This is a genomic window from Micromonospora musae, assembly GCF_003626635.1.
Taxonomy (GTDB): Bacteria; Actinomycetota; Actinomycetes; order Mycobacteriales; family Micromonosporaceae; genus Micromonospora; species Micromonospora musae.
In genome coordinates this window covers 83,659-98,845 of record NZ_RAZT01000014.1, presented here as the reverse complement: position 1 = coordinate 98,845, position 15,187 = coordinate 83,659, and the positions used below count along the sequence as shown (strand labels likewise).

At 72.0% G+C, this 15,187-nt stretch carries 13 protein-coding genes; 3 read left to right on the top strand and 10 right to left on the bottom strand.

Annotation, left to right across the window (positions count from 1 at the left end):
* Window positions 1-38: 38 nt before the first annotated feature.
* The 5 genes from amcA to D7044_RS32490 form a co-directional block, all read right to left on the bottom strand.
* The gene (amcA, locus tag D7044_RS25495) at window positions 39-275 is read right to left on the bottom strand and encodes a multiple cyclophane-containing RiPP AmcA (protein WP_120690415.1); all 237 of its coding nucleotides are present in this window, start codon (window positions 273-275) and stop codon (window positions 39-41) included.
* The gene (gene amcB / locus D7044_RS25490; RefSeq protein ID WP_199716773.1) at window positions 244-1,347 is read right to left on the bottom strand and encodes a cyclophane-forming radical SAM peptide maturase AmcB; all 1,104 of its coding nucleotides are present in this window, start codon (window positions 1,345-1,347) and stop codon (window positions 244-246) included. The genes amcA and amcB overlap by 32 nt, the downstream gene beginning before the upstream one ends.
* A 130-nt stretch (window positions 1,348-1,477) precedes the next feature.
* Window positions 1,478-2,632 (bottom strand): phosphoribosylformylglycinamidine cyclo-ligase, encoded by a 1,155-nt coding sequence (gene purM / locus D7044_RS25485; protein WP_120673886.1) that lies wholly within the window; start codon window positions 2,630-2,632, stop codon window positions 1,478-1,480.
* 55 nt (window positions 2,633-2,687) lie between these two features.
* Window positions 2,688-4,229, bottom strand: a complete 1,542-nt coding sequence (gene purF, locus D7044_RS25480; RefSeq protein ID WP_120690414.1) for an amidophosphoribosyltransferase — start codon at window positions 4,227-4,229, stop codon at window positions 2,688-2,690.
* 167 nt (window positions 4,230-4,396) lie between these two features.
* Window positions 4,397-4,720: a sterol carrier family protein gene (locus tag D7044_RS32490; RefSeq protein WP_407663307.1), complete on the bottom strand. Its 324-nt coding sequence runs from the start codon at window positions 4,718-4,720 to the stop codon at window positions 4,397-4,399.
* A 132-nt stretch (window positions 4,721-4,852) separates the two neighbouring features.
* Here D7044_RS32490 and D7044_RS25475 point away from each other — a divergent pair, with 132 nt between their 5' ends.
* Window positions 4,853-7,000 carry a carboxypeptidase-like regulatory domain-containing protein gene (locus tag D7044_RS25475; RefSeq protein ID WP_158610033.1) on the top strand — a complete coding sequence of 716 codons (2,148 nt, stop codon included), beginning with the start codon at window positions 4,853-4,855 and terminating at the stop codon, window positions 6,998-7,000.
* A gap of 269 nt (window positions 7,001-7,269) precedes the next feature.
* Here the strand turns inward: D7044_RS25475 and D7044_RS25470 are convergent, their stop codons facing one another.
* The 4 genes from D7044_RS25470 to purS form a co-directional block, all read right to left on the bottom strand.
* Window positions 7,270-8,019, bottom strand: a complete 750-nt coding sequence (locus D7044_RS25470) for a 2-phosphosulfolactate phosphatase (protein WP_411711001.1) — start codon at window positions 8,017-8,019, stop codon at window positions 7,270-7,272.
* Window positions 8,020-8,029: 10 nt separating this feature from the next.
* Window positions 8,030-10,729 (bottom strand): phosphoribosylformylglycinamidine synthase subunit PurL, encoded by a 2,700-nt coding sequence (purL, locus tag D7044_RS25465; RefSeq protein WP_120690412.1) that lies wholly within the window; start codon window positions 10,727-10,729, stop codon window positions 8,030-8,032.
* Between the two features lie 70 nt (window positions 10,730-10,799).
* Window positions 10,800-11,483 (bottom strand): phosphoribosylformylglycinamidine synthase subunit PurQ, encoded by a 684-nt coding sequence (gene purQ, locus D7044_RS25460; RefSeq protein WP_120673890.1) that lies wholly within the window; start codon window positions 11,481-11,483, stop codon window positions 10,800-10,802.
* Window positions 11,480-11,743 carry a phosphoribosylformylglycinamidine synthase subunit PurS gene (purS, locus tag D7044_RS25455; protein ID WP_120673891.1) on the bottom strand — a complete coding sequence of 88 codons (264 nt, stop codon included), beginning with the start codon at window positions 11,741-11,743 and terminating at the stop codon, window positions 11,480-11,482. The genes purQ and purS overlap by 4 nt, the downstream gene beginning before the upstream one ends.
* 534 nt (window positions 11,744-12,277) lie before the next feature.
* Here purS and D7044_RS25450 point away from each other — a divergent pair.
* Window positions 12,278-12,961, top strand: coding sequence for a S1 family peptidase (locus tag D7044_RS25450; RefSeq protein ID WP_120673892.1), 684 nt, complete (start codon window positions 12,278-12,280; stop codon window positions 12,959-12,961).
* A gap of 130 nt (window positions 12,962-13,091) precedes the next feature.
* On the top strand, window positions 13,092-13,553 hold the full coding sequence (locus D7044_RS25445) for a YbjQ family protein (RefSeq protein WP_120673893.1): 462 nt from the start codon (window positions 13,092-13,094) through the stop codon (window positions 13,551-13,553).
* Window positions 13,554-13,705: 152 nt separating this feature from the next.
* Here D7044_RS25445 and purB read toward each other — a convergent pair whose 3' ends face one another.
* Window positions 13,706-15,130 carry an adenylosuccinate lyase gene (gene purB / locus D7044_RS25440; RefSeq protein ID WP_120690411.1) on the bottom strand — a complete coding sequence of 475 codons (1,425 nt, stop codon included), beginning with the start codon at window positions 15,128-15,130 and terminating at the stop codon, window positions 13,706-13,708.
* Window positions 15,131-15,187 lie beyond the last annotated feature (57 nt).

Below are 15,187 nucleotides of genomic sequence, written 5' to 3'. Positions count from 1 at the left end.
ACACGCCGGACAGGCCCCTGATCCCGGTATCGCGCTTATCAGCGCGGCCGGTTGTTCCAGTTGTAGAACGTCGGGATGTTCTCGAAGTGGTTCCAGGCGCAGACAGCGCCCGACTCACTCGCCCCCGCCACCTCCGACCGGAGCTGACGCGCGGTCTCCGCCTCGCGCAGCAGAGCGTTGAGCCCCGGGGCGGCGTCCCGCACCCGCTCGGCAACCCCTGTGGGAGCGGCAACCGCCGCGCGCTCAGGCTGCCGGTGACTGGTGGTCTCGGGCATGCTCCAACACTCCCTCCAATAGGCGGATCTTGCTGTTGCGGCAGTGCTCGGTCTCCGTACCGTCGAAACGCCCCAGCTCGAAGTAGCGGTTGGCGGCGTGGCCACCACCACAGAAGCCGAAGTAGGGACAGCTGGAGCGGCACGCCTCGACACCGTCGAGGAACTCGCCCACCCAGGGCGTCCGCTCCGCGCCGGCCAGGATCTCGGCCAGCGGGGTCTCCAGCACGTTGCCGCTGCTGAAGTCGTCGTACCTCGGGTCGGTGAAGCCGGCCAACTCCGGTGAGAGCACGGTGACCGAGCCGTCGTGCCCGATCGTGGGGATCGGATCCAGCTGACGGGGCAGCACATCGTCCGCCACACCGTCCAGGACCGCTGCCGCGTACCGCAGGGTCCACTCGACCTCGCGCAGGTGGATCCGGGGCTCCCGACGCCACGCCGCCACCAGCTCGGCCCAGAAGGCCGTCACATCGGCCGCCTCGTGCGCGTTGTCGCGGGTGTTGACTCCCTCGGTCTCCTCGATGTTGACGCCGAGCACGTCACAGCCCAGGTCGAGGAAGTACTCGTACAGCTCCGCGGCGAGCCCGGGCGTCGGACGGGAGACGACCGCGAGCGCGGAGAAGGGCAGCCCGCGCCGGCGCAGCGCCGCCACCCCGCGCAGGATCCGGTCGTACGCCGGCCGGCCGCCCCGGGTGACCCGGTCACCGTTGCGCTCCCGGGGGCCGTCCACGCTCACGCTCACCCGCACCTGGTGAGCCACGAAGAAGTCGCACCACTCGTCGTCGATGAGCGTCGCGTTGGTCTGCACGTGGTGCTCGACCCGAGGATCGAACGGCGCCAGCAGCGCCGCCAGGTGCTCCCGGCCGGCCGCCAGGGGCTCACCGCCGTGCCACACCACCGAGAACCGCCCGGAGGCCGACCACGGGTTTACCGACGCGGCCACCGCCTCGGCCACCGAGACCGGCATCCGCCGGTCGGCGGCCCGCAGCGGCAGGTAGCAGTAGGCGCAGTCCAGATTGCAGAGAGTGGTCGGCTGCATCACGACGTACGACGGAACGGCGGCCACGCCGCGCATCCCGCTGGACGACGATTCCCGAGCAGCCATCGACCTCCCTTGCCTGGCATGAGGGTGCCCTACAGGCTAGGCGGCGATGGCTACTCGGGTGAACCCCTGATCAGGTGGTCGTATGATCAGCGGAGCGTGATCAGCCGCGGGTGTGCTGGCCGATCATCTGAACGTTTCCGGTGCCCTCGATGATCTCGCCGGCCTGCCACGCCTCGACCCCGCGACCGGTCAGCGTGGCCAGGGCGCGGTCGGCGTCCTCGGCGGAGACGATCGCGAACATGCCGACGCCCATGTTGAACGTCGCCTCCATCTCCGGGTCCTCGATCCGACCCTTCGACTGGACGAGGTCGAAGATCGGCTGCGGACGCCACGTGGAGCGGTTCACCACCGCGTCGACGTTCTCCGGCAGGATCCGCACCAGGTTGCCCGGGATGCCGCCGCCGGTGACGTGGGCGAACGCCCGCACCTCGGCCTCGGCGATCAGCTTGAGGCAGTCCTGCGCGTAGATCTTGGTCGGGGTGAGCAGCTCCTCGCCGAGGGTGCGCTGCCGGCCGAAGTCGTCGATCACCACGTCGAGCCGCATCCGCCCCGCGCCGAGCAGGACGTGCCGGACCAGCGAGTATCCGTTCGAGTGCAGGCCGGAGGAGCGCATGGCGATCACCACGTCGCCCACCTCGACCCGCTCCGGGCTGAGGATCTCGCTCTCCTCGACCACGCCCACACCGGTGGCGGAGATGTCGTACTCGTCGGGGCGAAGCACACCCGGGTGCTCGGCCGTCTCACCGCCGAGCAGCGCGCAGCCCGCGTAGCGGCAGCCGTCCGCGATGCCGGCGCCGATCTCGGCGACCTTGTCCGGCACCACCTCGCCGGTGGCGATGTAGTCCAGCAGGAAGAGCGGTTCCGCGCCGCAGGCGACCAGGTCGTCGACGACCATCGCGACCAGGTCGATGCCGACCGTGTCGTGGATGTCCATCTGCTGGGCGATCACCAGCTTGGTGCCGACACCGTCGGTCGACGAGGCGAGGATCGGGTTCTTGTACTTCTTCGTGTCCAGCCGGAAGAGGCCGGCGAAGCCGCCCAGGTCGCCCAGCACCTCGGGCCGCCGGGTCTGCCGCACCTTGGACTTGAGCAGCTCGACGGCGCGGTCGCCCGCCTCGATCGACACGCCCGCGTCGGCGTACGAGGCCGAGCGTTTGCGCGCCTGGCGTCCGGCACCCGCCGTCCAGGGCTGGCGGTCGCCGCCGGCTCCGGTCGGGCTGGTACCTGCGCCACTGCGCTCGGACACGTGCGTCACGGTTCTCCCCTTTGTGTTTCTGGCGCCGCCGTTGCGGCGGCGACGCCCCGTGGTGCTACGGGCGTTGGACGGAAGCGCCGCTCGGAGTGGCGACGAGCGGAGAGGTGGTGTGCTCCGGGGCGTCCGGGGCGCTGGCGGCGACCCGACGACCCACCCCTTCGAGCACGTGCTTGCCGATCAGGTTGCCCGCCGGCAGCTCGATGGGGTACTCCCCATCGAAGCACGCCCGGCAGAGCCGGGTCTTCGGCTGCTCGGTCGCGGCGATCAGACCGGACAGCGAGACATACCCCAGCGTGTCGGCGCCGATCGAACGCCGGATGCCATCGTTGTCCAGCCCGTTGGCCAGCAACTCGGCGCGGGTGGCGAAGTCGATGCCGTAGAAGCAGGGCCAGCGGACCGGCGGCGACGAGATTCGCACGTGCACCTCGAGGGCGCCCGCCTCGCGCAGCATCCGCACGATGGCCCGCTGCGTGTTGCCCCGCACGATCGAGTCGTCGACGACCACGATCCGCTTGCCCCGGACGTTCTCCCGCAGCGGGTTCAGCTTGAGCCGGATGCCGAGCTGCCGCAGGGTCTGCGACGGCTGGATGAAGGTCCGCCCGACGTACGGGTTCTTCATCAGGCCCTGGCCGTAGGTGATCCCGGACTCCTCCGCGTAACCGATCGCGGCCGGCGTACCGGACTCCGGAACGGGAATGACCAGGTCGGCGTCGACCGGGTGCTCCCGGGCCAGCTGACGGCCGATCTGCACCCGGGCGGAGTGCACGTTGCGGCCGGCGATGGTGGCGTCCGGGCGGGCGATGTAGACGTACTCGAAGAGGCAGCCCTTCGGCTCGGGCGCGGCGAACCGGGTCGAGCGCAGGCCGTCCTCGTCGATGGCGATCAACTCACCCGGCTCGACCTCGCGGACCACGCTCGCGCCGACGATGTCGAGCGCGGCGGTCTCGCTCGCCACCACCCAGCCACGCTCGAGGCGGCCGAGCACCAACGGGCGTACGCCGTGCGGGTCGCGAGCCGCGTAGAGCGTCGACTCGTCCATGAAGACGAAGCTGAACGCGCCCCGCAGCTGCGGCAGCACCTCCAGCGCGGCCGCCTCGACGGAGAGATCCGGCCGGCTGGCCAGCAGCATGGTCACCAGGGAGGTGTCGTTCGTCGAACCGTCGGTGGCGACACCCCGCTCGGTCACCTCCCGCTGGAGCTCCGCGGTGTTGACCAGGTTGCCGTTGTGCGCCAGCGCGATCGTGGTGCCGGAGGTGGTCGAGCGGAGGGTCGGCTGGGCGTTCTCCCAGGTCGAGCCGCCGGTCGTCGAGTAGCGGGCGTGCCCGATCGCCACGTGCCCGCGCAGGCTGGCCAGCGTCGGCTCGTCGAACACCTGCGCGACCAGGCCGAGGTCCTTGTAGACCACCACGCCCGAGCCGTCGCTGACCGCGATGCCGGCCGCCTCCTGGCCACGGTGCTGAAGAGCGTAGAGGCCGAAATAGGTCAGATTGGCGACTTCTTCCCCCGGAGCCCAGACTCCGAAGACGCCGCACGCGTCCTGGGGGCCCGGTCGCTGGGGGTCAAGGTCGTGGCTCAGCCGGCCGTCGCCTCGGGGCACCTGCCGCTCCCTCTTGCTGGGGTCTGTCGGGCCTGGCGGGATCACGGGTGGGATCCGCACCCTCGGCCGCGACCACTGGTTTCGCCTGACAGTGTACGCGAATAGCAGTCAATACAGAAAGTCACGAAAAGCGTGCGACCCGTTACCGGCCCCGCTCGTCCGCGCAGCTAGAGCGGCAGATGGGGGCTGAGATCCGCTCGGATACCGCTCACCCGTACGCGACCCTCCGTAACCGCCTCCGCCCAGTCGAGCCGGCCGGTGGCGACCGCCAGCCAGGTCTGCGGGTCCATCTCCACCACATTCGGCGGGGTGCCGCGGGTGTGTCGGGGACCGGGCAGACACTGGATCGCGCCGTATGGTGGGACGCGCACCTCCACCGATCGGCCGGGGGCACGCTCCGCAAGGGCGGTCAGCAGCGTCCGGACCGCCTCCCGGAGGACCGGCCGTTCGGCGACGCGCCCCTGGTCGAGGGCCGACAACGCCGCCGCCACTGCGGCGGACTTAATGTGCGGAGAGGACACGACGGGACGATACGACCTCAGCCCATCAAGTCTGACGCTGGCCCTGGGTCGCGCCGGGACAGCCGGACAAGGCATAGTTGCCGACGGCGTATTCGAACCGTGATGATCCCCCGGCCCGGCACCCGCCGGAGCGGGAAGTCAGTCCGGAAGGCGGTGGACGTGTCAACACACCGACGTGCCTGGAAGCAGCGGGCCGGTGTGGTCGTAGCGCTGGTTACCGGCGCCCTAATCGCCCTCCCCGCCACACCAGCCTCAGCCGCGAAGATCACCTCGGCGGGTGACTCGGTCACCATCGACGCGGGCCGCAGCGGCAGCGTGCGGGTCGAGGTCTCGCCGGACGGTAACGAAGAGTCCGCGCAGATCAGCGTCAACGGCCTCCCGCAGGGAGTCAGCTGCACCGGCGGCTGCGGCACGATCGAATTCGAAGGTGGGCTGGGCGGGCCGAGACCCGCAACGGTCACCCTCACCTTGACGGCGGCGGGCAACGCGCCAGCGGCGAACGGCACGCAGGCGACGATCCGGGTCGATGGCAACCCTTCCGACTCGGAGAATCTTCGGGTCACCGTGAAGGCGGCCGCGCCGCCCGAGGTGCAGACCGTGCGGTCGGTCTCCGGCAAGGTCGTGATCCAGGCGAACGGCAAGCCGGTGAAGGGCGCATACGTCGCACTTCAGGACAGCGGCGGCCACCGGTACGAGACCACCTCGGACAGCGACGGCAACTGGCGCTTCACCGGCACCAGCTCCAAGCCGATCACCCCGGGCCGGATCGACGTCGGCGCCAGCTTCGACGGGGTCCAGAAGGTCAACAGCTTCAACGCCGGGCCCAACCAGTCGATCAGCGGCCAGCGGATCAACCTGGCGGTCAAGGTGGAGGTGACGCCGAGCGCCACCCCGTCGGCCAGCGAGTCGGCCGTGCCCACCGAGGAGCCGACCGACGAGGCCACCGACGAGGCCACCGACGAGACGCCCGAGGCGACCGAGGGCGCGGCGGCCAACGCCTCGAACGAGGACTCGGGCGGCGGCTTCGGGCAGTACGTGATCATCCTGCTCGGCGGCCTGCTCGTCGCCGCGGGTGTGGGCACCATCGTGCTGCTCTGGATGAAGCGCAAGGAGAACCCGGACGACGCCGACGACGACGCTCCCGCCGGTGCGGGTGCCGTGCCGGCGGCCCGGGGCGGCGGCTTCCGCAGTGCCGACGACCAGACCCGGGTGGTCAACCGGGTCGGCGGTGGCCCGGACCCGACGATGGTCGCGGGCGGCGGCGCGGCGCTGAGCGAGGCGCCGACGATGATGCACCGTCCGGTCGTCGACGACGTACCTCCGGACCCGTACGGCGCGCCACCCTCGCAGGCGTACGGCGACGGCGGACCGGGCTGGTCCGGCAACGGGTACGGCGACGAGCCCGCCGGCTACGGCGCGGGCGGCTACGGCAACGCCCCCGCCTCGGGCGGCGGTTACGGTGCCGACGGTGGTTACGGCAGCACCCCCGGCTCGGGCGCCGGCTACGGCAACGCCCCGGGCTCGGGCGGCGGCTACGGTGCCGGTGCCGGCGACGCGGGTTACGGCGACGGCGGATACGGCAACGCCCCCTCGTCCGGCGAGGGCTACGGCAGCCGTGACTACGCTGCCCCGGCCGGCGGCGCCGGCTATCCGCCCGCCTCCGGCAACGCCGGGTACGGCGAGCAGCGCTACGACGAGCCGACCGGCCGCTACACGGGTGACAACAACACCCAGTACCCGGCGCCGGCCGACCCGTACGCCACGGGCGTCTACGAGCAGGGTCAGGGGCAGGGCTACGGCCAGCCGGACGCTGCGCCGTACGGCCAGGGCGCGGAGTCGACCGCCGGCTACGACCAGCGCGGCGGCTACGACCAGCAGGGCGGCGGCTACGACCAGCAGGGCGGCGGGTACGACCAGCCGGCTGGCGGGTACGGCCAGCAGGGCGGCTACGGCCAGGAGCCGCCGACCCAGCGCGGCGGCTACGACGACCCCGGCTACGACCAGGGCGGCTACGGCCAGCCCGGTTACGGCCAGCAGGGCGGGTACGGCCAGGAGCCGGCGACGACGCACGGCGGCTACGGTCAGGAACCCCCGACCCAGCGCGGCGGCTACGAGCAGGAGCCGCAGACCCAGCGCGGCTACGACGATCGTGGCTACGACCAGGGTGGCTACTACGGCGACCAGCAGCAGGGTGGCCGGAGCCGCGAAGGGGACCGCAGCGGTCGCCGGCTGGACTGGCTGGACGACTGAGCCGGCGGGCTCGCCGGTTCGCCGGTCGAGCCGACCCGGGGTGATGTGACAGCCGCCCCGGCAGAGCGACGAGAACGGGTCGTCCGGAGCAACCGGGCGGCCCGTTCTGCGTAGCTGACGGCCGGAACCGGATGGAACCCGCCCGGCGGGGCGGAACAGGTGGGCCGGTCCAGTGCGCGGTGAGCCACCCGGACCGCTGCGGAAAGCCGCGTGCCGGCACGCCGTCGGGCGGCCGGCGGACGAGCCGGCGCCGGGTCGGCGGTGACCGCTCAGGCGGCGGAGAAGACCCCCTGGCGCAGCACCGGCACCACCTCTGAGACGTCGACCTGCACCGCGACCTCCACGTCTCCGGCGAAGCCGCTCTCGGCGAGTTCCTTGCCGGAGACGCAGCCGCGGACCGCGGCGGGAACGTCAGGAGTGCTGGCCAACGCGGCGAGCGCCATGGCCGCCTCGACGGAGAGCCCACCTGGTACGCCGGAGAGGGCGTCCAGCACACTGGCCGCGCCGAGCTGGTCCTCCACGCCGGGGCGGAGTGAGCCGTCCGGCCAGCGTTCGCCGGCCGCGATCACGCCGACCGGCGCGGCCGTCGAGCCGTACCCCTGGCGGCGCAGCCATCGCCCGACGGCGCGGGCGTTACGCAGACAGGCCGCCACCACCGGCAGCCCGGTGGCGCTCGCCGCGGCGCTGATCGCCGAGCCGTTCGGCGACGGCAGCACCAGGTCGGCGACGACCGGAGCCGTGCTCAACGACGCCGGCGAGAGCGACCACGGCTGCTCCGAGCTGGTCTGCCGGCGGCCCACCGCGACGGTGGCGCCGATCCGGCTTCCGTACTCGGCGGCCTGCTCGCCCCACGGGAACGGGTGCACCCGCATCCCCCGGCTGACCGCCACCTCGACGGCGGTGGTGAACGAGAGGACGTCCACCACCACCAGCGCGGCGCAGACCCGGCCGAGCTCCGCCGCCCCGGTCAGGCCCCAGTCGAACCGGGCGCCGGATCCGGGTTGGGCGTAGACGGCCAACGCCAGCGCCTCAGCGCTCGTCAGGCGTCGTCGGCTGCTCGGTGTCACCGGAGTCGGTGTCGGACGCGGCACCGTCACCCGGCGTCTCCGTCCCGGCCGATCCGGCGGAGACGTCCGCCACCGGCGCGACCGGGCCGGCCGAGGCGATCGGTTCGGACTCGACGCTCTCCGGGTCGATCGGCGCCACCTCGGCGTTCGGGTCGCTGACCGGCAGCGGCACCGCCTCGACGGCGCCGGCCACCCCGGTCGCGGGGGCCGGCACCTCGACCGCCGCCGCACCGCCGAAGAGCCGCGGCAGGGTGCCGGTGTGGGCGCTCCGCAGCTCGTCCAGCCCGATCCGGAACTGGCCGTGCACCTCAAGGGCACCGCCGGTCGGGTCGGTGACGCCGATCCGCTCGGCCGGCACCCCGTGCTCCGCGCAGAGCGCCGTGAACGCCTTCTCGTGCCCGCGCGGCACCGAGACCAGCACCCGCCCGGCGGACTCGCTGAACAGGTAGACGAACGGCATCGAGCCGCCGGTGAACTGCTCCGGGAGCGCGATCCGGGCGCCGACCCCGCGACGCAGGGTGGACTCGACCAGGCTCTGCGCGAGCCCACCGTCGGAGAGGTCGTGCGCCGAGCTGAGGTGACCGACCCGGGCCGCCGCCGCCAGCAGGTCCGCCAGCGCCTTCTCCCGGGCGAGGTCGACCTGCGGCGGGATCCCGCCGAGGTGCTCGTGGGTCACCCAGGCCCACTCCGAGCCGGAGAGCTCGACGTGCGTCTCACCGAGCAGGTAGAGGTGGTCGTGGTCACCCTCGGGCCGGGGCACGAAGCCCATCGGCACCCGGTCGGCCACGTTCTCCAGCACACCGAGCACGCCGACCACGGGGGTCGGGTGGATGGCCGCGGCGCCGGTCTGGTTGTAGAAGCTGACGTTGCCACCGGTCACCGGGATGCCCAGCTCGGCGCAGCCGTCCGCGAGGCCGCGGACGGCCTCGGCGAACTGCCACATCACCGCCGGGTCCTCGGGGGACCCGAAGTTCAGGCAGTTGGTGACCGCGATCGGCGTCGCGCCGGCCACTGCCACGTTCCGGTACGCCTCGGCCAGCGCGAGCTTGGTGCCGTGGTACGGGTCGAGGCGGGCGTAGCGGCCGTTGCCGTCCACGGAGAGCGCCACCCCGAGCCCGGTGCGCTCGTCGATGCGGATCACGCCGGAGTCCTCCGGCTGGGCGAGCACGGTGTTGCCCAGCACGTACCGGTCGTACTGCTCGGTGACCCAGGTCTTGTCGGCCAGGTTCGGTGAGGCGATCATGCGCAGGACGGTCTCCCGCAGCGCCTCCGGGTCGGTCGGGCGCGGCAGGGTCTCGGCCCGGTCGGCCTGGAGCAGGATCAGGTCGGCCGGCTCCCGCATGGGGCGGGCGTAGACCGGACCGTCGTCGACCAGCGAGCCCGGCGGCACATCGACCACCAGCTGGTCGCGCCAGGTGATGACGAGTCGGCCCGGCTGGCCGTCCGGCGCCGGCGCGGTGACCTCGCCGATGGCGGTCGCCCAGACGCCCCACTTCTCGGCGGTCTTGAGCACCGCGTCGAGCTTCTCCGGCTCGACGACCAGCAGCATCCGCTCCTGCGACTCGCTGGCCAGGATCTCGTGCGGCTCCATCGAGGGCTCGCGCAGCGGAACCCGCTCCAGCCAGACCCGCATGCCGGTGCCGGCCGCCGCGGCGGTCTCGGTGAGCGCGCAGGTCAGACCCGCGCCGCCCAGGTCCTGGATACCGACGACCAGTTCGGCGTCGTACAGCTCAAGGCAGGCCTCGATGAGCAGCTTCTCCATGAACGGGTCGCCGACCTGGACGGACGGGCGACGCTCCTCGCTGCCCTCGTCGAAGGTGGCGCTGGCCAGCACCGACACGCCGCCGATGCCGTCCCGGCCGGTCTTGGCGCCCATCAGGACCACCACGTTGCCGGGGCCCGCGGCGGCCTTGTTCTGCAGCCGGTTGACCGGCAGCACGCCGAGGCAGAGCGCGTTGAGCAGCGGGTTGCCCTGGTAGGACGGGTCGAAGACCAGCTCGCCGCCGATGTTCGGCAGGCCGAGGCAGTTGCCGTAGCCGCCGACGCCGGCGACCACGCCGGTGAGCACCCGCGCGGTGTCCGGGTGATCGGCCGCGCCGAAGCGCAGCGGGTCCATGACCGCGACCGGGCGGGCGCCCATGGCCAGGATGTCGCGGACGATACCGCCGACGCCCGTGGCCGCGCCCTGATACGGCTCGACGAAGCTCGGGTGGTTGTGCGACTCGACCTTGAAGGTGACGGCCAGCTCGTCGGAGACCTGCACCACGCCGGCGTTCTCACCGATGCCGGCGAGCAGCCGCTCGCTCGGCGGAGCCTTCTCGCCGAACTGACGCAGGTGCACCTTGCTGGACTTGTAGGAGCAGTGTTCGCTCCACATGATCGAGTACATGGCCAGCTCGGCCTGGGTGGGCCGCCGGCTGAGGATCTGTCGGATCCGGTCGTACTCGTCGTCCTTGAGGCCGAGCTCGGGGTACGGCTGGAGTTCGCCCGGGGTGCCCGCGGCGCGCGGGACGGTGTCCACGCTGTCGGTCCACGCGGCGGGGGCCGGCTGGGCCGGAGCGGTCGGCGGCACGGCGGTGGCCGCGTCCGGCTCCGCCGCCTGAGGCGCAGCGGCCGGGAAGGCCTCCGGTGTCTCGCGTACCGGATCCGGATGGGTGGTCATGACCTCTCCTCGCTGCGCTCGTGGCCGCCCGCCGGGCGGTTGAGCTGACCGATGATCCTGTCGCCGACGGTCACGCCGGCGCCCCTACCAGGTGCTTGAGGGCGGAGGTGAAGAAGCCGAGGCCGTCCAACGAGGGGCCGGTGAGCTCCTCGACGGCGTGCTCCGGGTGGGGCATGATGCCGACCACGTTCCCGGCCTCGTTGGTGATCGCGGCGATGTCACGCTGCGAGCCGTTCGGGTTGCCACCGAGGTAGCGCGCCACCACCCGACCCTCGGCCTCGAGCTGGTCCAGCGTCGCGGCGTCGGCGACGTAGCAGCCCTCGCCGTTCTTGACCGGGATCAGCACCTCCTGGCCCGGCTGGAACGCGTTCGTCCAGGCGGTGCCGACCGTCTCGATCCGCAGGACCTGATCCCGGTTGCGGAAGTGCAGGTGCTGGTTGCGGGTGAGGGCGCCCGGCAACAGGTGCGCCTCGCAGAGGATCTGGAAGCCGTTGCAGATGCCGAGCACCGGCAGGCCACCGCGGGCCGCGTCGACGATCGACTCCATCACCGGGGCGAACCGGGCGATCGCGCCGCAGCGCAGGTAGTCGCCGTAGGAGAAGCCGCCCGGGAGGACGACCGCGTCGACCCCGTGCAGAGCGGGATCGCCGTGCCAGAGCCGGACCGGCTCGGCGCCGGCGATCCGCACGGCGCGGGCGGCGTCCCCGTCGTCGAGCGAGCCGGGGAAGGTGACGACGCCGACTCGCGCGGTCACGACCGGGTGCCCGCGGTCTCGTCGGCCTCGACCAGGCGGACGGTGAAGTCCTCGATGACCGGGTTGGCGAGCAGCTTGTCGGCGATCTCCCGGGCCCGGTCCAGGTCCGGTTCACCGGTGAACTCGATCTCGATCCGCCGACCGATCCGGACCGAGGCGACGTCGCTGACGCCGAGCCGCGGCAGCGCGTTTGCGACGGCCTGGCCCTGCGGATCGAGGATCTCGGGCTTGAGCATGACGTCGACGACGACGCGAGGCACTGGGCACTCCTGACTGTGTACGCAGTTGGGTGCCGACCCACTAGGGCGTGTGTCGAAGTCCTCGGTCGAGCCGAGGCGGAGTCCAGGCGGCGCTCCGGCAAGGCGGGGATTCGTTCGGATACCGGTGTTGTATCCGGACGAAGCGCCGACGCCGCCGGTCGTCGTCTGGGCCCGCCGCAGGCCGGCCAGGGACTTTGACACACGCCCTATGGGCGAGCGCAGCCAGCCTACCTGGCAGATGGCGGTGCGCCCGCACCGGCCGGGCCGCGCCCCGGCCACGCTCCGGACAACTCCCCGACAGACGTGGCGTGGAACACGCCCCCGCTCCCGGCACGGCCCTCACCAGGGCATATACGACTCACGCTATGGCCGAATCGTTATGGCGCAGAGTCCAAAAGGAAATCTTGAAAACGTCTTCCGCTGCCCCTACTCTACATCGACAGAGCTCGATGATACGGCGGCCTGGGATCCCGCGCCGCCGGTTGCCCCCGCCCGGCGACCCCCGGGTACCACCTCCCCCAAGGAGTCCACCCCATGCGCATCCGCTCCCTGCTCGTGGCGATCAGCACGGCGATGATCGGCGTCGTCGGCGCCGCCTCCGGCGCGACCGCGGCCCCGGCGGGCCCCCAGCCCATCATCGGCGGCGGCACCGTCTCGTCCGCCCCGTGGGCCGCCGCGGTGCTCAGCAACGGCTCGTTCACCTGCTCCGGCAGCGTGATCGCCTCGCAGTGGGTACTCACCGCCCGGCACTGCATCAGCGGCACGATGTCGGTCCGCATCGGCAGCGTCAACCGCACCTCCGGCGGCGTGACCCGCACCGTCTCGGCCACCTACACCCGCTACGACCTGGCCCTGATGCGCCTCTCCAGCGCGGTGAGCACCTCCACCGTGACCCTGGCCACCAGCAACCCGCCCATCGGCTCGACCAACTCGATCTACGGCTGGGGCATGACCTGCTACAGCGGCTGCTCGGCGTCGACCGTGCTGAAGACCGCCAACGTGCAGGTGACCAGCAACAGCGCCACCGACGCGTACGGCGGCCAGGCGATCCGCAGCTCGCGGATCAACGGCAACGCGTGGCGGGGCGACTCGGGCGGCCCGCAGTTCTACAACGGCCGGCAGGTCGGCGTCGCCTCCACGGCCGACGGCGTGAACATCCAGAACTACGGCAGTGTCGCGTACAACCGGTCCTGGATCACCTCGGTGGCCGGTGTCTGACGGTTAGCGCCCCGGGCGGCGCGGATGGTCGGCGAAGCGTCGACCGTCCGCGCCGCGCGGTTTTTCAGCATCCGATCAGGTGAACAAGGCTCGCGATCGGGGTGTCGCTCGCCCTGACAGCATCGGAACCGTGCTGGTCGTGACGACGGACCAACTGCCCGGCTACGAGATCCGCCAGATCCTCGGCGAGGTGGTCTCCTCGATGGCAAGGACCAGGAACCCGTACCGCGAGGGTGTCAAGAACCTGCGCGGTGGCGCGTACGACCCGTTGGCGCCGGACAACCTCACCCGGTGGCGTACCGACTCGGTCGCCCGGCTCGGCGAGGAGGCCCGCCGGATCGGTGCCAACGCCGTGATCGGCATGCGGTTCGACAGCCGGGACTGCGGCGAGATGTGGATGGAGATCTGCGCGTACGGGACGGCGGTGATCGTCGTACCCAAGGTGCCCGACGTCATGCCGGCCGATCAGCCGCTGGTCGCCGCGGAGACCGCCCACGATCCGGCCATCGCGGAGGAACCCGGCGGGATCGCCGAACCGGCGAGTGCCCCCAACCTACGCACCGCCGCCGAAACCCCCACCCGCGACTCCTAACCCGCCAGCCCCTCCCACCCCGGCCCCGCTTTCCCGCCTCGTTGATCAAGAGGTTTGCGTCAGGTTGGAGATCGAACATGACGCAAACCTCTTGATCAACGAGGCAAGGCCGGGCGCTGGGGGCGGGGAGGGTCGGGGGTGGGGTGGGTGGGTTAGAGGATGGGGGGTGGGGAGTAGGTGGCGGCCTGGGGGTGGGCTTCGACGATCTTGGTGATGCGGCGGGTGACCGCCTGGACCTGAGCGGGAGCGGCGCCCACGAAGGTGGCCCGGTCGGCCACCAACTCGTCGATCTCGGCCCGGCTCAGGTTGAGCCGGCCGTCGGCGGCGAGCCGGTCGAAGAGGTCGTTCTCCAGCGCGCCCTTCTCCCGCATGCCCAGCGCCACGGCCACCGCGTGCTCCTTGATCACCTCGTGGGCGACCTCCCGGCCGACACCCCGCCGCACCGCCGCCACCAGGATCTTCGTGGTGGCCAGGAAGGGCAGGAAGCGCTCCAGCTCCCGGTTGATCACGGCCGGGTACGCGCCGAACTCGTCGAGCACGGTGAGGAACGTCTGGAACAGCCCGTCGGCGGCGAAGAACGCATCCGGCAGGGCCACCCGGCGGACCACCGAGCAGGAGACGTCGCCCTCGTTCCACTGGTCGCCGGCGAGCTCGCCGACCATCGACAGGTAACCCCGGATGATCACGGCGAAGCCGTTCACTCGCTCCGACGAGCGGGTGTTCATCTTGTGCGGCATCGCGCTGGAGCCGACCTGACCGGGCTTGAAGCCCTCGGTGACCAGCTCCTGGCCCACCATGAGCCGGATCGTGGTGGCCAGCGAGGAGGGGCCGGCGGCGACCTGGGCCAGCGCGGCGATCACGTCGAAGTCGAGCGAACGCGGGTAGACCTGGCCGACGCTGTCCAGCACCCGGGCGAAGCCGAGGTGCCCGGCGACCCGCCGCTCCAGCTCGGCGACCTTCTCCGCGTCACCGTCGAAGAGGTCGAGCTGGTCGGCCGCGGTGCCCACCGGCCCCTTGATCCCGCGCAGCGGGTAACGAGCGATCAGGTCCTCCAGCCGCTCGTACGCGATGAGCAGCTCCTCCGCCGCCGACGCGAAGCGCTTGCCGAGCGTGGTGGCCTGCGCCGCCACGTTGTGCGAGCGGCCCGCCATCACCACGCCGGAGTACTCGTGCGCGTGCCAGGCCAGCCGGGCCAGGGTGGCGACCACCCGATCCCGGACCAGCTCCAGCGAGCGGCGCACCTGGAGCTGCTCGACGTTCTCGGTGAGGTCCCGCGACGTCATCCCCTTGTGCACGTGCTCGTGCCCGGCGAGCGCGCTGAACTCCTCGATCCGGGCCTTCACATCGTGCCGGGTGACCCGTTCCCGCTCCGCGATCGAGGCGAGGTCTACGTTGTCGACCACCCGCTCGTACGCCTCGACGACCCCGTCCGGGACCGGCACCCCGAGGTCGCGCTGGGCCCGCAGCACGGCGAGCCAGAGCCGCCGCTCCAGGCGGATCTTCTCCTCCGGCGACCAGAGGGCGACCAGTTCGGGCGAGGCGTACCGGTGGGCGAGCACGTTCGGGATCGTTGTCACGTACCTCAGTCTTTCATGCCACGGACCTGCGCCCCTCCGGCAGCGCGGCCCGTCCGG